A 20,465-nucleotide genomic window follows, 5' to 3' on the forward strand; every position below is an offset into this window, starting at 1 on the left:
TCGGTGTCGGGGCCACCGGGGTCGGCTGGCGCCCCTACCAGCGGGCGGGGCGCGGGACGCCCCGGCGCGCGAAGCTGGCGGCGAGACCGGCGCCGAACAGGACGAGCGAGGTCAGCCAGGCGTGGCCCCAGGGGTCCTGGCCCACCAACCACCCGAGGAGCCCGTTCACCAGCGCGGTGTCCCCGCCGGTGGCCGGTGTGTACAGGCCCACGAACCCGGGCACGGCGACCAGCATCACGGGCAGCACCGCGAGTGGAGCGGGCAGGACCAGCTGGAGCACCCAGGCCAGGCCGGTCAACGCCAGCAGGACGGCCGCCGCGTCCCCGCCCCCGAAGTCCGCCACCACCTCCGGGGTGGACAACCACAGGGCGAGGGCGGCGAACCCCGAGCACCCGAGTCGGTGCGCGAGCGTCCACCAGGCCAGGCGACGCACGGCACCGCGATCGGTGGCCGGCACCCCGGAGGTGGCCCAGGTGGCCACCGCGCAGGCGAGCAGGGTGGGCATCACCACGGCGAACGGCAGCGGAACCGGCACCGAACCACCCACGGCGAAGGTCATCGCGCCGATGGTGGCGCTGGCCAGCGCTCCGAGCAGGACGGTCCCGACGATCCACGCCGTGTTCCGCGCCATCAGGAACGACAGCAGGGGGTGGCGCGCGCGGGGGAGGCCGGGGTTCGGCTCCGCGAGACGGTCGGGGGCGCGGGAGGCGTCGGTGCCGTTCATCGCGAGAACGCCTCCTCGGTCAGGGCACACCCCTGGTAGGCCGCGCCGTGCCGGGACAGCCACTCCCGCCATTCCGGGACCGACAACCCGGCGAGGAAATCGGCGGCCTCCCGGTACACCCCACCAGCGTCCGCGACCGGGACCCCGGGTTGGGCGATCGCCGTCGACACCAGGGTGTTGTAGCCGGCGGCCGCGTCGGGGTCCTCGACGCCCTGCTCCACGCGTTCGTCGAAGGGGCGGAAGCATTCGTCCAGGCCGGACAGGTTGAACGCGAGTTCCTGTACGGCGGCGACAAGGGTGCCCTCGGCGGTGTCGTCGAGGTGGACCGCGACGCCCTCCCCTACCGGCGCCTCTCCCATTCCCCGTGGTCGGTGCTCCACCCGGTCGAAGGCCAACGGCGAGTCCCCGGCCATCTCGTGGAACACCGCGAGCCGGGCGCCGAGATCGGCCGAGGCGTGGTCGAAGGCCGGGTGCAGGCACAGTTCCAGCTCCCCGTGCCAGGTGCACACCGGGGTGAAGGGCGGTTCGGCCGGGAGGGTGGTCCGCCCGCCCAGGGCGAGGACCGGGATGGCGGTGAGCGACGCCACGACGGCCGCCGCGCCGAGGACCGCCAGCCGCCACGGCCGCCGACGCCGGTGGCGGTCGCGTAGGCGGCACACCAGCACGAGGACGGCGAGCAACGCGAGCACGAGCCCCAGGAACCAGACCACCAACCGGAGGTGGAGGGTGGCCGGCACCGCCGTCCACACGTTGACCAGCTGCTGCCGAGCCGGGAGGAGCGCCTCCGCCGTCGGGGAGAGGGCGAAGCCGACCGCGTGGAGGGAGAAGGCGGCCAGCGCGACGACGGGGACGGTCAGGACGTGGGGGAGGAGGACACCGACGAGATAACCGAACAGTGCGTAGGCCGACAGACCCAGCGGGGAGATCAGGAGCGCGAGTGGTTCCAGCTCGCCCCACGTGTTGCCGACGAGGATGCGGGTGGACACGGCGGCCAGGACCAGCCCCTGGCCGAGCCACGCCCAGAGCAGGGTGGCGAGGAGTCGCGCACCGTGGCGGAACCCCGGGCCCCGGACCGCCACCTCGTCCAGCCAACCGAGCCCCATCCGGTGGTCGCGGCTCGCGACGAGCGCGGCGACGCCGCTGACCACCGGGCCGCTCGCGATGGTGGAGGCCTGCGAGGCGGCCATCGCGTTGCCCCAGTACGACACTCCCGGTGTCAGCTCGGCGAACGCCGCGAACAGCCCGAGCCCGACCACGGCGGGCACCAGCAGCCAGGCCGGGGACCGCCGGGACTCCAACAGGACGGCGTGCGCGAACGCCGTGCGCCGCGCGCGGGACGAACCAGCGGTGGACAGCGGGTGCTCCGTGCCCTCAGGCATGTGCCGACCCCCCAGCGGGGATCGCGAGGCGGCGCAGGTAGGCGGCTTCGACGGCTTCCGAGCGCGAGCCGTCGGCTCCCTCGGGCGCGAGGAACTCCTCCAGCGTCCCCTGGAAGCGCACGTGACCCTCGGAGAGGAGCAGGACCGAGTCGGCCACCGCCGCGACGTCGTCGGTGAGATGAGTGCTGAGCACGGTCGGGGTCTCCTTGCCCACCGCGCGGACCAGGGCGCGGAAGGAGGCTCGCTGCGCGGGGTCGAGACCGACCGTCGGCTCGTCCAGGACGAGGAGCGCCGGCTCGTTCACCAGGGCGCAGGCGATGCCCAGCCGTTGCAGCATGCCGCCGGACAGTTTCCTGGTCCTGGTGCCCGAGCTGGCCGCGAGACCGACGGTGCCGAGCACCCGCGCCGCGTTCTCCCGCGCCCGTCGGGCGGAGAGCCCCTTGCTCCACGCGGTGTAGCTGACGAACTCCAGGGTGGAGAAGGAGGGCAGCGCGGTGAACCGCTGGGGCAGGTATCCCGTGCTGGCCCGGATCGCCTCCACGCCCGAGGGGCGGCTCACGTCCTGACCGCATACCAGGAGCGAGCCGCCCTGGGGGCTGAGCACGCCCACGATCGTCTCGAGCAACGTGGTCTTCCCCGCCCCGTTGGGGCCGAGGAGGCAGGTCACGCCCTTGTCGACCGAGAAGTCGATGTCGTGGAGGACTGTCGTTCTGCCGCGTTGTTGCCGCAGCTCGTCAGCCTTCACGAGTGGGGTGCTCAGCACTGTTGTCATCCTCCGCAGGATCTGATCTCTCGAGGGGGCGTGTCGTGATACGTGGTGTTTTGGGTGAAGTACCCGCGAGCATAGTAGCCACGAGTATTGCCGTTGTCGCAGGCGCTGACTGTGGCCACGTAGCCGGTCTTGGTTCCGCTGTCAGCGTTTTTCGCTACGAGCGGGTCCGGTGAGAGCCAGCGGTTCCACTTGATTTCAGCAGTCAACGTTCGAGTTGTGGAGCTGGAACAGGTGGAAGCTGCGCGGCCGATGAGAAGGCCGTTGTTGGTTGTGAGACTTACAGCAGGGTTGCTGCAGCCTGGGGGGGTTGCTTCGGCCGGTGCTGCTGCTATCAAGCCAGCAGCACCGCAGGCGGCGGTGAGAGTAAAGGCCGCAATCAATCGTCTCATGTGGTCCTCCGGATGGTGGTCCTCCGAATGTTTCTTGGTTGCAGAAAGAACGTATAAGGCGCTGTTTGTTTTGCGCAAGCAGGAGATCTGTGATGGGCATCACAACCTATTCGGTCTCTTGATGGTGGTCCTTTTGGGGTAGGCAATGTTCGTGCGCTGGGTTTTTGACTTGACTGAAAATTTCACACCTTATATTTCATGTGCGGCGGCAAGGGAGGCTGCTTGTTTGGTCAACGTCCTTGATGGAAGGTGCGAATGGTCAAGGGTTGGGTTGGGGTGTACGTTCGTTGCTGGCAGGCTGTGCCGTCTGGTCCCGAGTTGGATGCCACACATGATCGGCGTGTTCCCATCTCGAGGCAAGGTAGTGGAGTTGGTGCTGTGTTTCGTTGCCTGCGGTGTCCGTGAGGCGACGGCGGTGGCTTGACATTGGCTGATTCGGTCGGCTGGGCGATGGAATCTTTTAGGTTGGTGGGCAAGGGTGTCGTGCGCCCGCTGCGAGTACAGGCGTGTCGGAGGGGGCGGCGAAGGGGTGGCTGGCGTGCTTCCCATGGGCTGTCTTGTGGGGGCCGGGGTGACGTTCCTCCCCAGGTTTGCGGTGGGGCGGCGGCACGGGAGAGTATCGAACGCGTGTTCGAACGTGATGGCTCGCCGGTTCCCGGGTGGTCCCGGGACACCTACCGTGCCGTGCGGCCCGCCCAGCCGGTCTGGGTGTCCCTCGGCGCGGCCCTGAACCAGCCGACCTCCGGTCGTCCGCCCGTGCCCGAGGGGCTGGACCTGGCGTCGGAGGTGCCCGGGGAGCTGGTCGCCTGGGAGCGCACGACGACGGGGGAGTGGGCCGGGCTGGTCACCTTCGTGGTGCGACGCGCGCACGCCCGCGCCGGCGGGACCCGGCACACCATGTGGCTCTACGGCCGTGCCCTCCGGCGCCGGGAGGATGTCGGGCGGCGGAGGTGAGGACCGCGTTCCCGGTAGCCGCTCGCCGGCGGCTCGGACGCGGAGACGGATCACGCTGGCCCGGGGGAGCGATGCCGGTTCGCCGAGCGCGGGTGCGCCGTTCGTGGCCCCCTGTCCGGGGCGGGTCCGGACTCGCGGTTCATCCGGTCGAGGGCCGGACGGCCCAGGAGGGCGCCTCCGCTCAGACGTCCGGTTGACACTCGTTCGCTCCATTGACTGGTTCAGACCAACCCGGTTCAGTGAGGGGCGATCCCATCCGATCCCCCAAGCGAAGCGGCCGTTCCCTGCCCGCGTTCGTGCGCGTTCCCAGTTCCCCGGTGCGCTTCGCGCTGGACGAAGGAGCGATCACGTGTCCATCACACGCCTGGTGAAGGCAGTCGCCGCCGTGGCGGCGGTGAGTGCCCTGCTGGTGTCCGCACCGATGACGACGAGCACGGCGACGGCCGAACCGGCCGCGCCGCAGGGCTTCGTGGTGAGCGAGGCCCAGTTCAACCAGATGTTCCCCAACCGGAACCCCTTCTACACGTACCAGGGGCTGACCGCCGCGCTCAGCTCCTACCCCGGCTTCACGAACACCGGGGACGAGACGACCCGGCGGCGGGAGGCCGCCGCGTTCCTGGCCAACGCCAGCCACGAGACCGGTGGGCTCGTGCACATCGTCGAGCAGAACGAGGCGAACTACCCGCACTACTGCGACTGGAGCCAGCCCTACGGTTGCCCGGCCGGGCAGGCCGCCTACTACGGGCGGGGTCCGATCCAGCTGAGCTGGAACTTCAACTACAAGGCGGCCGGCGACGCCCTGGGGCTCGACCTGCTCGGTAACCCCTGGCTGGTGCAGAACGACGCGTCGGTGGCCTGGCGGACGGCGCTCTGGTACTGGAACACCCAGAGCGGTCCCGGCACGATGACCCCGCACCACGCCATCGTCAACGGCCACGGTTTCGGCGAGACCATCCGCAGCATCAACGGGGCGCTGGAGTGCGACGGCGCCAACCCCGGCCAGGTGCAGAGCCGGGTCGACACCTACCAGCGCTTCACGCAGATCCTCGGCACCACGCCGGGCGGGAACCTGTACTGCTGATCCGGCGGCCGGCCGTTCCCGTGGAACGCGGATCGGTCAGCCCACCCACCACACGCACGTCGACGAGGTCCGTCCGGTGCTCCGGGCGGGCCTCGCCGCGTCGCCGTCCGGGGGAGGAGCTGCCTCGCCGTGCTGGGGGTCCGCCCCTCCGCCGGACGCGGAGCCCGGTGGGGACCGGTCGGACGTGCCGCGCCCACGCGCCGCCCGCCTCGCGTGACCGTCCACGGCATCCCTCGTGTCACTCGTTCGACGCGCCGCCGGCCTATAGTCCAGCAAGCGGTGCGGCTCGCCGCGCCCGGCCCGTCGACACGAGGAGCGTGAATGTCCGGCGGCAGAATCGACCTGCACGCGCACTACCTGCCGGACTTCTACCGGGAGGCGCTCGCCGAGTCCGGTCATGGGCGGCGGGCCGCCATCTCCTCGCTCCCGGAGTGGGACGAACAGCTCGCGTTGCGCACGATGGACCGGCTGGGCGTGCGCACGGCGATGCTGTCCGTCTCCACCCCGGGAGTCCACTTCGGGGACGCCGACCGCGCGGTCGACCTCGCCCGCCGGGTCAACGAGGAGGGAGCCCGGCTGGTCCGCGAGCATCCGGGCAGGTTCGGGTTCTTCGCCTCCCTGCCGCTACCCGAGGTGGAGCCGGCGGTCGCCGAGCTGCGCCACGCGTTCGACGTCCTGGGTGCCGACGGGGTGATCCTCCAGAGCAACCACCACGGTCTCTACCTGGGGGACGAGCGGCTCGAACCCGTCTACGCCGAGGTGGCGGCCCGGGGCTCGGTCGTCTTCGTCCACCCGGCGATGCCCTTCGTCGCCGAGCACCTGGCGCTGGGGTACCCGCAACCCGCGCTGGAGTTCCCCTTCGACACCACGAGATCGGTGGTGGACCTGGTGTTGTCCGGGGTGTTGGAGCGGCACCCCGACCTGCGGGTGGTCGTCTCCCACGCGGGTGCGGTGCTCCCGGTGCTGGCGAACCGGGTGGACCTGCTGGTCCCGATGTTGGCCGTGCCGAAGGGGCGCACCACGCCGAGCCTGCGGGCCGCGATGCGTCGACTGCACTTCGACCTCGCCGGCGCCCCGGTGCCCGAGCTGTTGGGTGCGCTGCTCTCGCTGGCCGACCCGGACCGGCTGCACTACGGGAGTGACTACCCGTTCTTCCCCGCCGCGTTGGGCCGGGAGCTCGCGGACCGCCTCGCCGAGACCCCGCTGCTCGACGGGGAACTGCGGCGGGCCGTCTTCGAGGACAACGCCGTGCGCCTCTTCCCCCGCCTGGCGTCTCCCACCAGCTGAACCGGTAAGGCGTCCGGGCGCGGCTCGGGATGCCCGTGGCTGGCGCCCGTCTCCCCGTGCCGACACCTACTCGGCCGGTCAGCTCCGGTCCGCGCCGCTCCCCGGGTGGTGTGGCGCTTGCGGGAGGGCGTTGGCCCGCGACCGGTCGCGCACCGAGGAGGCGGTGACACCGCCGTCGGGGTGGCGCTCGAGTTTGCCCCGGTTCACCAGGTCGTGCACGCCCTGCCTGCTGATGCCGAGCATGGCGCCCGCGACGGGGTAGGAGAGGGCGTGGGCGCTGGGGTGTCCCACCCGGCGGGCGGTGATCGTCCCCAACGGGGTGCGCCACCAGTCCGCCGGTGGGTCGAAGGGGCCGTCGCCGGGGTACAGGGTGGCGATCACGCGGGTGATGGCGAGGGTGGCTTCCGCGTCGTCGCCAGCGACCATCGCCCGTGCCCAGGCCGGGGCCCGTTCCCGCACCCGGTGTCGCAGCGCGTCGGCGGTGTCCGCGTCCTCGAGGAGGATCTCCAGCGGATCCACGCACCGGGCGTCGACCAGCGCGACGAGCTGGTCCCGCAGCGCGTTCTCCAGGGTCAACCACGCCTCCGTCCACGATGGGATCCCGCCGCTCGCGCCGCGGCTGGGCCGCCAGCCCAACTACTTGACGGCCGGCGACAAGTATTCTACGTTCTCGTCAACTACTTGACGAGTTCCGTCAAGTAGTTGACGAGGGTGGAGGAGCGGACGATGGTCGAGGAACGACACGTCGAGGGATCACCGAGGCTCGTGGTGCGGGACCACGGCGGCCAGCGGACCGGCCGCGACATCGTGTTGCTGCACGGATTCGGCGGGAACGCGCTCAACTGGGAGGCGTTCGTCCCACTGTTGACCAGCCGCCACCGGGTCGTCGCCTGCGACCTGCGTTGCCACGGCCGTTCCGGTGACGGCGCCTGGGACTGGGAGGCCCTCGTGGACGACGTCGACCGGGTCGTGGCCGACCTCGGCGCCGAGCGCCCGGTCGTCGTGGGCCACTCGCTCGGCGGTGCCGTCGCCACGCTCTGGGCCGGCCACCACCCGGAGGCGGCCGGGGCGGTGAACATCGACGGCTTCCGGGGGGTCGAGACCGAGGAACGGCACTACCTGGGGATCGACCCGGACGAGCTGGCGGCGCGCCTGGCCGAGCTCAGCGCCGACTTCGCGGCACAGGCGGCGGCGCTCGCCGAGCCGCTCCAGCCGGAGGCGGTCGAGGCCGCCCGCGCCCAGCACCGGACCGCCGGCGGGGACAGGGCCGTCGAGGCCTTCGACCGTGGCCTGGCCGTCCGGGACGGGCTGACAGTGGCACGCCCTGATCCCGGGACGGTGGCGGCCTTCCGCACGTGGATGGCCGCCCTCGACCTCACCGAGCCGCTCGCCGCCGCCCGGTGCCCGGTGCTGGTCCTCACGGCGACCCGCGACCTGCCCGAGGCCGACCGGTACGCCGACCTGCTCGCCGCGTGGCGGCGAGGTGTCGAACGGGACCTCGACTCCGTGGCGCGGACCAACCCCCGGGTGCGGGTCGAGCACGTCGCGGCCAGCCACGCCATGGTCCTGGAGGCTCCCGACATCATCGCGGGCCACGTCCTCGACTTCCTCGACATCCTCGGCTGACGCCGCGCTCCGCCGGGAGGGATCGCGACCAGCGCTCGCGCACCGAGAGGGAATCGCCTCCGCTGTCGGTGTTCGCGGTTCAGCCTGGTCCGATCCCCCTGGGCGGGGCCACCGGTCGTTCGTCGCTGGCGTCCTCGCTGGCGTCCTCGGTGGTGTCCTCGCCGGGTTCTCGCTGGCGTCCTCCGTGGCGGCGAGCGGGTCGGCGAGTGCGGTCCGCGCGTGTCGCGGGGTGGTGAGCCGGTCGTCGATGTCCCGGAGCCGTTCGCGCGACATCGGCGCCGCACAGCGCTCCAGTGCCGGGCCCGGCCCCGGCGCAGGGCAGCACCTCCCGGATGGCGCTCGTGGTCAGGCCAGCGCCGAGCAGCGCCCTGATGTCATGAACGACGATCGGGGCGTCGTCGGCGTACCACCGGTGTCCGTGCCCCACGCGGTGCGAGGTCAGGAGTCCACGTTCCTCGTAGTAGCGCAGCAGTCGTGGGCTCACTCCGCTCAGCCGCGCCAGGTCACCGATCCGCACGTGATCTCCCTCATACGCGCTTGAACCTCACGTGGACGGCAGATCCTACGGTCCTCCCATGTCCTTTCACGTCGTGCAGCGCGATGGTCGGACGGCCACCGCCGATGAGTTGGCCCCACTCGCTTTCTCCGGCTACGCCCATTTCACCGCCATGCAGGTACGTGGCGGTCGGGTGCGTGGTCTGGATCTGCACCTCGATCGGTTGCGCACCGCTTCGGAGGAGCTGTTCGGGCGGGCGCTGCCCGAGGAACGGGTGCGGTCCCTGCTGCGCGCCGCGCTCGCGGCGGGGCCTGATGACCTCTCGCTGACGGCCACGGTGTACTCGCCGGCGGGCGAGTTCACCGCCCGCGGTGCTGGTGCGGAGTTGGAGGTGCTGGTTCGGACCGCCCCACCCGCGACCGGCCCCATCGGGCCGCTGGCGCTGATGGCCGTCGATCACGAACGGGTCCTTCCCGCCGTCAAGCACGTCGGTGAGGTCGCCAAGACGTACTTCCTCCGACAGGCCGTCGCGCGGGGTTTCGACGATGCCGTCTTCGTCGACCGCCGGAGCCGGCTCAGCGAGGCCACGATCTGGAACGTGGCCTTCTGGGACGGTGAGGCGGTGGTGTGGCCGGAGGCCCACGTGCTGGGTGGGACCACGATGGGGATCGTGCGCAGGGGCCTGGACCGGTTGGGCATCCCCCAGCGGAGCCAGCAGGTGCGGCTGGACGACCTGCCCGCGCTGTCCGGGGCCGTCGTGATGAACTCGTGGACTCCGGGAGTGGCGGTGGACCGCATCGGAGAGGTGCCGCTCCCGTCAGCCCCGCGCCTCCTGGGGCTGCTGCACCGCGCCTACCAGGAGGAACCGCTACTCGCTCCGTGAACCAGGGTCCCACGTCCCACTGACCGGATTCGGAGTTCGGGGTGTTTGTGGGGCCGGTGGGACTCGAACCCACACTGGCACGGACCTAAACCGTGTGCCTCTGCCTATTGGGCTACGGCCCCCGCGCGCCGTTCCGACGCGGACCACAGGGTAACGGAAAGATCACTCTCGTGAGACGAGGGGGCGCGATTGTGTCAGCGAGACCACGTTCCCGTCGTCCCCGCCCGCGCGGGGTGCCCGTGACCGGCACCCGCCGCGCGTTCGCTCGCCCGACTGGCGTCCTCTACGGTGTCGGAAACAGGATCGCTGCTGGCCGCGTCGGGTGGTCGCCCGGCCGGTCCGGTCGTGCCGGTCGTGCACGAGTTCCTGGTCCGCACTGCTGTGAGGAGGAAACGTGGCTCGCGACCCCGACGAGATCGAGCGGGAGATCGAAGACGCTCGTACCGCGTTGGCCGGAACGCTCGACGAGCTGGGTAGCAAGGCGAACCCGCAGCGGTTCATCGAGTCCGGGAAGGCCAGTGCCCGGGAGAGGCTGGCGGACCCTCGGGTGAAGTACTCGTTGATGGCGATCGGTGCTCTGATCGCGTTCGCGTTGCTGCGCAGGCTGTTCCGCTGAGCGAGGTCGTCGGGGGCGGTGCCGGGTGCCGGCTCCGCCCCCGACCCGTGCCGGGGGTGGCTTCGGTCCGCACGTCGCGAACGGGTCCACTTCGGCTCGCTCCCGACGTTCCTCCTCCGAACGGCCGCGGTCCTCGCCCCCTCCGGCGGCGGTCCTGCCCACTCCGGGATCCGCTCCGGGCCGCACCGACGATGCCCCGAACGCGCGAGGCTCCCGTTCCGGCGGGCAGCGTTCCCCGGCCCGGGCCTGCCAGGACTCGTCCCGTTCCCTTCCGCCGCCTGCGGCGCGTGGTCGCGTGCCGAGAGGCTGGTCCTCCTCGCCCGCGCGTGCCAGGCGGTGCCGATCGCCCGCTCCGCCGTGGGGCTCCTGGCGCCCGCCGGTTTCCGCCGCTGGTGCGTGGCGGCTGGAGTGGCTGGCGGCCCCTTGCCCGAGGTCCCCAGTACGCATTCGCCGGTGTGGTGGGGCGTCGCCGCTTCCTGGCGGTGGACGTCGAGGGGCCGGGGCCGGAACTCCGGGTCAGCCGCGCGTGGCCGGGCGGGCGTCGCCTGACCGGCAGCCGGCGGTGGGGAGGCGGGGAACCGCCGCGCGGTCATGCGTTCGCCTGGGGCGGTGGCGAATCCCCTGCGCTTTTCGTCTGATCGGCCGCCGCCGGTCACCGTCGTCCTGTTCTGCCGGAGCGACCACAGTTCTGTCTACTGTGGATGTTTCTGTTCCTCCCTCGAACAAGGGTGGAGGAGCGTTCCGCTGGTCCTCATCGGCCGGCGCGGCAACGACAGGAAGTGGGAGTTCATGGGAGCACGACGACGAAGAGCGGCGGGGAGCGCCCTGCTGCTCACGGCGGGGCTGGCCCTGGGTGGTGCGACCACCGCCACCGCCGGAACCCCGGACCTCGGCGTCCGGGCGGAGGCACCGGGAACCTTCGAGACGTTGACCCTCGTCACCGGGGACCACCTGCACGTCCGCCAGCTCGGCGGCGGACGGCTGGCGACGACGGTGCGACCAGCGCCGGGCCGCGAGCACGTCCAGTTCCTGCACCGCACCGTGGGCGGCCGGACGACGATCGTGCCGTCCGACGCGGAGCGCCTGGTGCGGACCGGAGTGCTGGACCAGCGGTTGTTCGACGTCCACGGCCTGCTGGAACAGGGGTTCGGCGATGCCGGACCGCTGCCACTGATCGTCGCCTACCAGCGGGGAAACGACCCGGGGGCGGGGGTGTCGGTGTTCTCGGGGGAGGCGAGCACCGGACGGGTGTTGACCAGCGTCAACGCGGTGGCGGTTCACCCCGGTGAGGACTCCGCCGACGTGGTGTGGGCCGAGCTCACCAACGACGCCACCGAACCGAGGGCGTTCTCCGGCGGCGTCGACCGGGTCTGGCTCAACGGTCGGGCGCGGGTGCTGGACGAGGAGAGCAACGCCCAGGTGGGGGCGCCGGAGGTGTGGGAGGCCGGCTACACCGGTGCCGGAGTGACGGTCGCCGTCCTCGACGGCGGGTACGACCCGGACCATCCCGACCTGGTCGACGCGGTGGTGGAGGCCGTGGACTTCACCGACCCGGCTGGCACGGCGGCGGACGGCTTCGGGCACGGCACCCACGTCGCCGCCACCGTGGCTGGGCGGGGTGCCGCCTCGGACGGGGCGCACCGAGGTGTCGCGCCGGACGCGGACCTCGTCGTCGGCAAGGTCTGCGACGACTCCGGGTACTGCCCGGAGGACGCGATCATCGCGGGCATGGAGTGGGCGGCCGCCGGCGACGCGGTCGCGGTGAACCTGAGCCTGGGCATCGGGCCCACCGACGGCACCGACCCGATGTCGGTAGCGGTCGACACCCTCACCGAGGACACGGGCACCTTGTTCGTCGCCGCGGCCGGCAACGATGGCTGGGACATGACCGTCAGCTCGCCGGCGGCGGCGGACGCGGCGCTGGCCGTGGGCAGCGTGACGAAGTCCGACGAGCTCAGCGACTTCTCCAGCCGGGGTCCTCGGGTCGGGGACTGGGCGGTGAAGCCGGAGATCGCGGCACCGGGTTCGGGGATCGTGTCCGCGCGGGCGGCGGGTACCGCGATGGGGTCGCTGGTGGACGAGCACCACACCTCGGCGGACGGGACGTCGATGGCGTCTCCACACGTGGCCGGGGCGGTCGCGTTGTTGGCCGAGGCGAACCCCGAGTGGCGGGCCCGGGAGTTTCGCGCCGCGTTGATGGCCGCCGCCGAACCGCTGGCGGGGGTACCGGTGAGCGGTCAGGGCGCGGGCCGGCTGGATGTGGCCCGTGCGATGCGGCAGTCGGTGGTGGCGGAGCCGTCGTCGCTGTCCCTGGGGAACTTCACGTGGCCGAGGGACGGTGAGGAGCCGGCGGCCGGCACGGTCACCTACCGCAACACCGGGGAGGAGGACCTCATCCTCGACCTGGCTGTCGACCTGGTGACCGAGGACGGCGAGGCGGTACCCGCCGACCTCGTCGAGCTGTCGGTGAGCGACCTGCTGGTCCCGGCCGGCGGAGCCGCCGGAGCAACCGTGACGGTCGACGTCGCCCACGGCACCACCGGCTACCTCAGTGGGACGCTGCGCGCCACCGCCGAGGGCGGCGTGGCGGTCTCGACCCCGGTCGGCCTGCACCTCGAGCCGGAGAGCTACGACCTGGGGGTGGACGTCCTCGACCGGGACGGGCGGTCCACGTCGCGGGCCGCGCTGCTGGTGGAGGACGCCGACACCGGGTACTCCTACTACCTGGAGGCGGACGGGAACGGGGACTACGCCGTCCGCCTGCCCGGCGGCACCTACAACCTCCTCGCCCGGATCGGTGACGACACCTCCGACGAATACACCTACGTCGTCGAGCGGGCGGTCCAGCTGACCTCGGATGCCCGGGTCACCGTCGACGCCACCCCGGCGGTCCCCATCGAGGTGCGCACGGAACGCCCCTCGGAGCTGCGGTACCACGACAGCGCCCTGCTCAGCGAGGATCGGCAGTCCAGCCTGGGCGCCCTCGGGTTCGGCACCAAGCAGAAGTACGCGGTCCCGGCCCGTGGTTCGTTCGCCCTGAACTACAAGCCGACGCTGGTGTCCTCCTCCGAGGACGAGTACCGATACCACCTGGCCACCCAGTTCGTCGACGAGATCCCGGCCGAGCCCGTGCTGGCGCCTCGGGACGAGGAGCTGGCCGAGGTGACCTCGCGCTACCAGGCGCAGGGAGTGGCCGCCGCCGGGCTCAGGACGGTGGTGGGGCAGCTGGTGGACGACTGGTCCCTGTTCGGGTTCGGCCTTCCGGTCGACGTGCCCGGCTCGGGCACCGACTACCACTCGGTCACCGACGACGTCGAGTGGCGCGAATACCTTGGGTTCCAGGACGACCTCGGCGAGAACTACGAGGAGACCGGTCGGGTCTCGGTGTATGCGGCGGGAGCGGCGTCGATCAGGTGGAACACCGCTCCGGTGACGATCCTCGGGGAGGGACGGCGCACCGGTGACGACCTGACGTTCTCGCCCCGGTACTTCGTCACCTCCGACACCGACCAGTACTACGGGTACGGCTCTGCCGACGTGTTCGCCGGTGAGCTGACCCTCTCCGACGAGCAGGGGGTGCTCGCCTCCAGCGACGAGTACGGCTTCCTGCGCGCTCCGGTCCCGAGCGAGCCCGGGATGTACACGCTGGAGGCCACGGCCACGAGGAACGTGGAGTGGTCGATGCTGGGCACCTCGGCGCGGGCCCGGTGGACCTTCCGCAGTGAGAACCCGGGGACCGAGGGACCAACCGGTCTGCCCCTGATGGGGGTCCGGTTCACCTCGGTCGCGACCGTCGACGATCCGCTCGGGGTCCTGCCTGGGAACGGGGAGCACGCGTTTGCCGTGACGGTCGAGGACACCGCCGGTGGGATCGCCGAGCTGGCGGTCGAGTACTCGGTGGACGACGGGGAGACCTGGGAGCCGCTGGAGGTCGTCGACGGCGTGGTCTCGGTGGTGCACCCGGCGGAGGGCTTCGTGTCACTGCGGGCCAGGGCAGCGGACTCCGAGGGCAATTCCGTGGAGCAGGCGGTAATCCGCTCGTACCAGGTCGGTCCCTCGACACGGTGAGTCGGAGGGGCGGCACGGCTCCTGGCTTCCCGCTCCGCCCCTTCGCACTGGCCGACGACGGCGGACGTCCGCCACTCGCCCCGTCACCGCCCCGAGGCATGGCATGGCGGGCGCATGCTCGGGCGAGTGGTGACCAACGCGACGAGGGGTGGGTTGGAGAGGCCATGCGTCCCGGACCGGGTGGGTCGGCGGTCACGGCGGTCTCCGACTGATCCGCTGAGCCCGGTGTCGGCGGGCCTGGGTGCGGGGCGGGGCCGCTCGACCGGCCCCGCCCCGGCTCGGCCGCCGCTACTAGCTCGCCCGCTTCCCGCGCCTCGTCGCGGAGTCGGAGCGGGACCGCTTCTTCCGCGTGGCCCCGCCCTCGCCCTCCGTCGGCTTCGTTCCCCCGCCACCGGTGCTCGTGTCGGCGGCCGGGGCGGAACGGTCGAACCCCGGCCCGGTCGACGATGCGGCCTGGTCGGGCTCGTCCTCCTCCTCGCCCGACTGGTCGGCCTCCCCGGCGGCCGGCGCCGACGGCGACTGGACGTCGGTCGTGGTCTCCTCCACCGCGCCCGTCGCCGGAGGAGGTACCTCGGTCCCCGCCTCGTCGGTCCCCGCCTCGTCGGTCGACGCGGTGCGCGCCGCCCCGGCCTCGGCGTCCACCGGCCGATCAGAGGTCTCCGCGGAAACATCAGTCCCACCAGTCACACCGGACACAGTGGACTCCCCTTCGCCGACGGGGGCGGCTGGTTGCTGATCTTGATCGGCTACAGTGTCCGAACCGGACTGGGCGGCGGTCTTCCGCTCGGTGTCGCCGTGGTCCCGAGGTGCCACGTGCCTGGCGTACAGGTAGGCACGGGTGAAGGCAACGGCGTCACCGTCAAGCAGGTGCACTGCGACGGGATGTCCGCCGGAGAGTTCCTCGATCAGTTCGTCGGCGCGGGCCCGCGCCGCGAGCAGGCCGGACGCGTGGTCGGTCCGGGAACTCTCCTCGCCAACCACGGTGACCGTCCAGTCCTCCCCGTCCTGCACGTAGTTGACCGTGATGGGTGCAAGTTCCATGGTGCTACTCCCCTCCCACATGGCCTCATCGTCCGTCCGGATGACGGGACCCGCATGGTGGGAGCGGAACGGCACGCTGTAAGGCCGTTACTGAGGGTGTCGGCCCCCTCTGACGGGTGAAAGTGGTGTGCGTGGAGGGTGTCGGTCCGGTGCGACACCCTGGCAGCGCGCGCCGTGATCAAGGAGAAGCGATGCCGAAAGTGCTGTCCCAGCAGGATCTTCAATACTTGACGGAGGAGCTCGCCGCCGGACGCCAGCCCCCGGTCTGGTTCACGTCCCGTGCGGTGGGGGTCGAGGCGGGCAAGTCCGGCAAGGTCGTGGGCCTGGGCGACCCGGCGGACGGCGACTTCATCCAGGTCACTCCCACCGGGTCCCAGGACACCCTGACCTTCTCCACCAGCGAGCTCACGCTCGAGAAGCCGGGGCGGAAGCGCAAGGACGGCAAGAACGCCGCGCCGGCGGCGAAGAAGCCGGCCAACCCCCCAAGCCCCACGTTCTCCGCCGCGCCCGGCGCGGCGTTGCCCAAGTCCCCATCCACGAGCGGAGGTTCCGTGTCCGAACAGTCATCGACGTCCCAGTCCGGGAGTTCGAAGGCGAAGGCGGGAAGCGCCAAGAAGGCCAAGGCGCCCACGGCCGCGGTACTCACCCTGACGTCCACCCAGGACGGCCTCTGGACGGCCGAGGTCACGCTGGGCACCAAGAAGGCGGTCAAGCCGACGACCGTCAGCCCGGCCGCCGTGTCGCAGGCCGTCGCGCTGCTCCACGAGGACGTCGAGGCCGCGATCGAGCCAGTCCTGGAGGCGGCTCGCGAGCAGCACCGGGCGCGCGTCGAGCAGTTGCAGGCCGAGCTGGAGGAGGCGAGGCGCCTCCTCGGCGAGCTCACCCCGCAGCCGGCGGCCGCGGAGGAGTCCGAGCCGGCCGATGGGCCGTCGGACGTCGCCCCGGCCCCCGAGGTCGAGGCCGCGCCGGCCCCGGTCGCCGCGCCGGCCCCGGTCGCCGAGGTGGCCCCGCAGCCACCGGCCGAGGCACCGGAGGTGCCGGCGGGCACGCCCGCCGAGACCGCCGTGGCCGAATCCGCCCCCGAGGCGGCGGCGTCGGTCGTCGCGGCAGCTCCCACGCCGGAGGCGACGGCGGCCGAGGCGACGGGTGAGACCGCCCCGGCGCCCACGCCGCAGCCCGTCGGCGCCAGCAGCTGAACCACCGCGCCCACTCCCGGCCGGCTTCGCCCTCGCGGCGGGGCCGGCCGGTCCGCGTCGCCCAACCGCAGGCCGGGCGGCGTCCGCGTGGCGCTGCGGTCGGGAAGGGACGGCGACATGGGAGGTTCCGGCCCGCTGACCAGGCCCGCCCAACGTCCGTTTCGGTAGTATCGCGCGTCGCACGAGAAGGGGACGCGGCGCGAATGCGGTGATACGAACGCGGTCGTGTTCCACGTCAGTTCCACCATCGCGCAGAATTCCTTTCCCTGATTCCGGGTGTTCCTTCGTCGTCGGTGGTGGTGCCTGCTGCACGGACCTCGCCCGCGATCCCTCCATCGGATCTCGACGCGACGGGGGACCGCCGCCGCGCCCTGGTGGAGGTGGTGGCGCAGGGCTCCCCGAGGTTCGGCCAGCTCGTTGCGTGGTCGGGCGGTCGGCCGGTCGCCACGTGTTTTGGTGGACGCCGTTCGGTCGGACCTCGGCAATGTGGTCACTGTTCCGCCGCAGCCGTTCGGAATGACGCCAAGATCGTCTTCCTGGACCGGTCAGTATGTGAACGTACTCGCCGTCAGCAAATCCCGGGTGAGGTTCCGCGCGATGCCACGCGGGGTCTCACGAGGGCGACGCCAAGGAAGCGGGAGTTCATGCGACCACGACGACTGACAGCGGCGGGGGGTGCGGTGTTGATGGGCCTGAGCCTGGCCCTGGCCGTGCCCTCCGCCGCCGCCGCCGAACAATCGAACAGGGATGCTCCGCTCTCGTCGAGCGCCTCCGGACGGGCGGAGGTGTTGACGCTGGTGACCGGTGACCGGTTGCACGTCCACCGCGAGGCCGGGGACGCGTTCGGCGTGCGGGTGGAACCGGCGGAGGGGCGTGAGCACGTGACCTTCGTCCGCTACGCCGACGGGGATCGTCTGGTGGTGATCCCGTCCGACGCGCTGGGCCTGGTGCGTTCGGGTCTGTTGGACGAGCGGTTGTTCGATGTGCGTGGGCTGTTGGAGCAGGGTTTCGCCGACGGCGGTCCGCTGCCGTTGATCGTCTCCTACGCCGAGGGCAGCGATCCGGGGGCGCGGGTGTCGGTGCTCTCCGAGGAGGCGAGCACCGGTCGGGTGTTGGAGAGCCTGAACGCGGTGGCGGTGCACCCGGACGAGGATTCCGGGGACGGTGTGTGGTCCGAGATCACCCAGGAGGACGCGGAGGCGCGTGTCTTCTCCGGTGGGGTGGAGCGGGTGTGGCTCAACGGCCGTGCCCAGCTCTTGGATGAGGAGAGCAACGCCCAGGTGGGCGCGCCGGAGGTGTGGGAGTCGGGGTACACCGGTGAGGGTGTGACCATCGCGGTGCTCGACAGTGGCTACGACCCGGAGCACCCCGACTTCGCGGATGCCGTGACGGAGGCGGTGGATTTCGTCGACCCCGAGGGTTCGGCGTTGGACGAGGACGGTCACGGCACGCATGTGGCGGGTACGGTGGCGGGCCGGGGGACCGCCTCGGGCGGGGCGCATCGGGGGGTGGCGCCGGATGCTGACCTGCTGGTGGGCAAGGTGTGCGGCCCCTTCGATTGCCCGGAGGACGCGATCATCGCGGGCATGGAGTGGGCCGCAGCGAGTGACGCGGTCGCGGTCAACTTGAGCCTGGGCGGGTGGCACTCCGACGGGACCGACCCGATGTCGCTGGCGGTGAACGCCCTCACCGAGGGCACCGGCACGCTGTTCGTCATCGCAGCCGGCAACGACGGTCCGGGCGAGCGCGTCAACACACCGGCGACGGCGGACGAGGCCTTGGCGGTGGGCAGCGTCACGAAGTCCGACGAGCTCAGCTACTTCTCCAGCCAGGGCCCTCGGGCAGGGGACCGCGCGGTGAAGCCGGAGATCGCGGCCCCGGGCTCGGCCATCATCTCCGCGCGCGCGGCGGGCACCTCGATGGGCTCCCCGGTGGACGAGCACCACACCTCGGCTGATGGCACGTCGATGGCCTCGCCGCACGTGGCGGGCGCGGTGGCCCTGTTGGCGCAGGCGAACCCCGACTGGACGGCCCCCGACTTCCGGGCCGCGCTGATGGCCTCCGCCCAGCCGTTGGAGGGCATCGGGGTCGCCGGGCAGGGTGCCGGTCGGCTGGACGTGGCACGGGCCGTCAACCAGACCGTGGTGACCGAACCCACCGCCGTGTCCTTGGGCAACTTCTCCTGGCCGAGGGATGGGCTGGAGCCGGTGGTGGAGACCGTCACCTACCGCAACTCCGGTGACGAGGACGTGACCCTGGACCTGGCCTTCGACGTGGTCGGCTCGGAGGGCGAGGCGGCCCCGGACGGGCTGGTCGAGCTGTCGGCGAGCGAGGTGACGGTCCCGGCGGGTGGCACCGCCGAGGTGGAGATCGTCGTCGACCCCACCGTCAACGAGGTGGCCGGGTACCTGGGTGGTCAGCTGCTCGCCACGGACGGCGAGGTGTCGGTGTCCACGCCGGCGGGGGTGTTCGTCGAGGAGGAGAGCTACGACCTCGACCTCACGATCCTGGACCGCGAGGGGGAGACGGCGCCGTGGGCGATGGTGTTCGCCGAGAACACCGAGACGGGGGACGTCACCTTCCTCGTCACGGACGAGAACGACAACTACGGCACCCGCCTCGCGAAGGGCACCTACGACCTGTTCGCCCTCGTCGACACTTCCCCGGCCGGGGAGGACAACGCGGAGATGTTCAGCGAATGGACCTACGTGTCCCAGGCCGGGGTTGACCTCACCTCGGGTAATGCCGAGGTAACGCTCGACGCGTCCCCGGCCGTTCCGGTCCGCGTCGAAACCGAGCGGCCGGCGGAGCTGACCGCGTGGGACAGCTCGCTGAACAGCGGGCATCGTCATGCCAACGTGGGTGCCAGCGCGGATGCCGCGAGCCCGCTGTACGTGGTCCCGGGCGAGGGAAGTTTCGCCCTGGCGTACAAGCCGGTCCTGGAGTCCGCATCGGAGGAGGACTACACGTACCACCTCGCCTTCGAACTGGTGGACGAGATCCCGGAGGAGGTCCTCTTCGCCCCCTCGGACGAGGAGTTGGCCAAGGTCACCACGACCTACCACGGCCAGGGCATCGAGGCTCGGGGGGAACGCACCGTGGCACCGCGGTTCGACTACGACGCCATGTGGGCGTACCAGGTGAGGGAGGTCGGGCTGCCCTCGGACGAGACCCTCTACTACTCGGTGGGACAGGGCTTCACCTACGAGGAGCTCCTCACGCTCAGCGATCCGGATGCTGAGATCCACGAGCAGTGGGAGCGGGTGAGCACGTACGAGACGGGTTCCTCAGAGAGCTCCTGGAACCTGGCCCCGGTGACGGTGAACGGATTCGCCGAGCGCATCTACGACCTGGCGATGATCGCACCCCAGCTCTTCACGACTTCCGATGCCGACCGTTACGAGGCTTACAGCGGAACGGGCAACGGGGTCAACGGGCAGCTGACCCTCTCCCATGAGGGTGAGGTCATCGCCTCCACAGAGGATGCCGTCCTGCTCATGCTGCTGCCCAGCGGACCGGCCGAGTTCACGGTGGAGGCGAACGCGACGCGGGACGTGCCCTGGTCGTCCCTCGGTTCCTCGGCGGAGGCCCGGTGGACCTTCCACTCGGACACCGCCGGTGAGACCGAGGCCGAGGAGCAGCCGATGCTCGGTGTGCGGTTCTCCGGGGCCGCCGGCGATGCCGACCTGCTGGGTCGGCTGCCCGGTGGTGGTGAGCACGTCCTGAGCGTGGACGTGGAGCGGGCTGTGGGTGAGGTCGCCGAGTTGTCGGTGGAGGTGTCCACGGACGACGGGGAGACCTGGGAGGTCGTGGAGGTCGTGGACGGCACGGTGACCGTCGAGCACCCGGAGGAGGGTTTCGTGTCGCTGCGGGCCTCGGCCACCGACTCGGAGGGCAACAGCGTGGAGCAGACGGTGATCCGTTCCTACCAGGTCATCTCCGAGTAGTGAGCG

The 20,465-nt window shown here is 71.5% G+C and carries 15 protein-coding genes and 1 tRNA gene; 9 read left to right on the forward strand and 7 right to left on the reverse strand.

Annotated elements, in window-relative coordinates; translation table 11 throughout:
* Positions 1-34: 34 nt before the first annotated feature.
* Genes G443_RS21030 through G443_RS21040 form a run of 3 tightly spaced genes read right to left on the reverse strand, consistent with a single transcriptional unit; the run spans position 35 to position 2,875 of the window.
* The gene (locus G443_RS21030) at positions 35-724 is read right to left on the reverse strand and encodes a hypothetical protein (protein ID WP_026418996.1); all 690 of its coding nucleotides are present in this window, start codon (positions 722-724) and stop codon (positions 35-37) included.
* Positions 721-2,103, reverse strand: coding sequence for a hypothetical protein (locus G443_RS21035; RefSeq protein WP_026418995.1), 1,383 nt, complete (start codon positions 2,101-2,103; stop codon positions 721-723). Before G443_RS21035 ends, G443_RS21030 begins: the two co-directional genes overlap by 4 nt.
* The gene (locus tag G443_RS21040; RefSeq protein WP_035292170.1) at positions 2,096-2,875 is read right to left on the reverse strand and encodes an ABC transporter ATP-binding protein; all 780 of its coding nucleotides are present in this window, start codon (positions 2,873-2,875) and stop codon (positions 2,096-2,098) included. The genes G443_RS21035 and G443_RS21040 overlap by 8 nt, the downstream gene beginning before the upstream one ends.
* Before the next feature lie 1,016 nt (positions 2,876-3,891).
* Between G443_RS21040 and G443_RS21045 the strand changes: the two genes are divergently transcribed.
* The 3 genes from G443_RS21045 (at position 3,892) to G443_RS21055 (ending at position 6,586) form a co-directional block, all read left to right on the forward strand.
* Complete coding sequence (locus G443_RS21045) at positions 3,892-4,218, forward strand: hypothetical protein (RefSeq protein ID WP_051313983.1); 327 nt, start codon at positions 3,892-3,894, stop codon at positions 4,216-4,218.
* 349 nt (positions 4,219-4,567) lie between these two features.
* Positions 4,568-5,299, forward strand: a complete 732-nt coding sequence (locus G443_RS21050) for a chitinase (protein WP_026418994.1) — start codon at positions 4,568-4,570, stop codon at positions 5,297-5,299.
* Between the two features lie 321 nt (positions 5,300-5,620).
* Positions 5,621-6,586 (forward strand): amidohydrolase family protein, encoded by a 966-nt coding sequence (locus tag G443_RS21055; protein WP_026418993.1) that lies wholly within the window; start codon positions 5,621-5,623, stop codon positions 6,584-6,586.
* Positions 6,587-6,664: 78 nt separating this feature from the next.
* Here G443_RS21055 and G443_RS21060 read toward each other — a convergent pair whose 3' ends face one another.
* A complete protein-coding gene (locus G443_RS21060) occupies positions 6,665-7,162 on the reverse strand; it encodes a hypothetical protein (protein ID WP_026418992.1) in 498 nt (165 codons plus the stop codon).
* A 150-nt stretch (positions 7,163-7,312) separates the two neighbouring features.
* Here G443_RS21060 and G443_RS21065 point away from each other — a divergent pair, with 150 nt between their 5' ends.
* The gene (locus tag G443_RS21065; protein ID WP_026418991.1) at positions 7,313-8,212 is read left to right on the forward strand and encodes an alpha/beta fold hydrolase; all 900 of its coding nucleotides are present in this window, start codon (positions 7,313-7,315) and stop codon (positions 8,210-8,212) included.
* Between the two features lie 79 nt (positions 8,213-8,291).
* Here G443_RS21065 and G443_RS21070 read toward each other — a convergent pair whose 3' ends face one another.
* Complete coding sequence (locus G443_RS21070; protein WP_245588819.1) at positions 8,292-8,729, reverse strand: MerR family transcriptional regulator; 438 nt, start codon at positions 8,727-8,729, stop codon at positions 8,292-8,294.
* 58 nt (positions 8,730-8,787) lie between these two features.
* Here G443_RS21070 and G443_RS21075 point away from each other — a divergent pair, with 58 nt between their 5' ends.
* Positions 8,788-9,591: an aminotransferase class IV family protein gene (locus G443_RS21075; protein WP_026418990.1), complete on the forward strand. Its 804-nt coding sequence runs from the start codon at positions 8,788-8,790 to the stop codon at positions 9,589-9,591.
* A gap of 48 nt (positions 9,592-9,639) precedes the next feature.
* On the opposite strand, the gene G443_RS21080 is transcribed toward G443_RS21075, so the two are convergent.
* Positions 9,640-9,713 (reverse strand) — tRNA-Leu (locus G443_RS21080).
* Between the two features lie 272 nt (positions 9,714-9,985).
* Between G443_RS21080 and G443_RS21085 the strand changes: the two genes are divergently transcribed.
* Positions 9,986-10,207 carry a DUF3618 domain-containing protein gene (locus tag G443_RS21085; protein ID WP_026418989.1) on the forward strand — a complete coding sequence of 74 codons (222 nt, stop codon included), beginning with the start codon at positions 9,986-9,988 and terminating at the stop codon, positions 10,205-10,207.
* A gap of 789 nt (positions 10,208-10,996) precedes the next feature.
* The gene (locus tag G443_RS21090; RefSeq protein ID WP_253860259.1) at positions 10,997-14,275 is read left to right on the forward strand and encodes a S8 family serine peptidase; all 3,279 of its coding nucleotides are present in this window, start codon (positions 10,997-10,999) and stop codon (positions 14,273-14,275) included.
* A gap of 291 nt (positions 14,276-14,566) precedes the next feature.
* Here the strand turns inward: G443_RS21090 and G443_RS21095 are convergent, their stop codons facing one another.
* The gene (locus G443_RS21095) at positions 14,567-15,316 is read right to left on the reverse strand and encodes a prolipoprotein diacylglyceryl transferase (RefSeq protein WP_155886142.1); all 750 of its coding nucleotides are present in this window, start codon (positions 15,314-15,316) and stop codon (positions 14,567-14,569) included.
* 191 nt (positions 15,317-15,507) lie between these two features.
* Between G443_RS21095 and G443_RS21100 the strand changes: the two genes are divergently transcribed.
* Both G443_RS21100 and G443_RS21105 read left to right on the forward strand, forming a co-directional pair.
* Positions 15,508-16,512: a DUF6319 family protein gene (locus G443_RS21100; RefSeq protein ID WP_211237536.1), complete on the forward strand. Its 1,005-nt coding sequence runs from the start codon at positions 15,508-15,510 to the stop codon at positions 16,510-16,512.
* A 644-nt stretch (positions 16,513-17,156) separates the two neighbouring features.
* Positions 17,157-20,459, forward strand: coding sequence for a S8 family peptidase (locus tag G443_RS21105; RefSeq protein ID WP_253860260.1), 3,303 nt, complete (start codon positions 17,157-17,159; stop codon positions 20,457-20,459).
* Positions 20,460-20,465: the final 6 nt, after the last annotated feature.

The sequence above is a fragment of the Actinoalloteichus caeruleus DSM 43889 genome, assembly GCF_000429185.2.
GTDB classification, from domain to species: domain Bacteria; phylum Actinomycetota; class Actinomycetes; order Mycobacteriales; family Pseudonocardiaceae; genus Actinoalloteichus_B; species Actinoalloteichus_B caeruleus.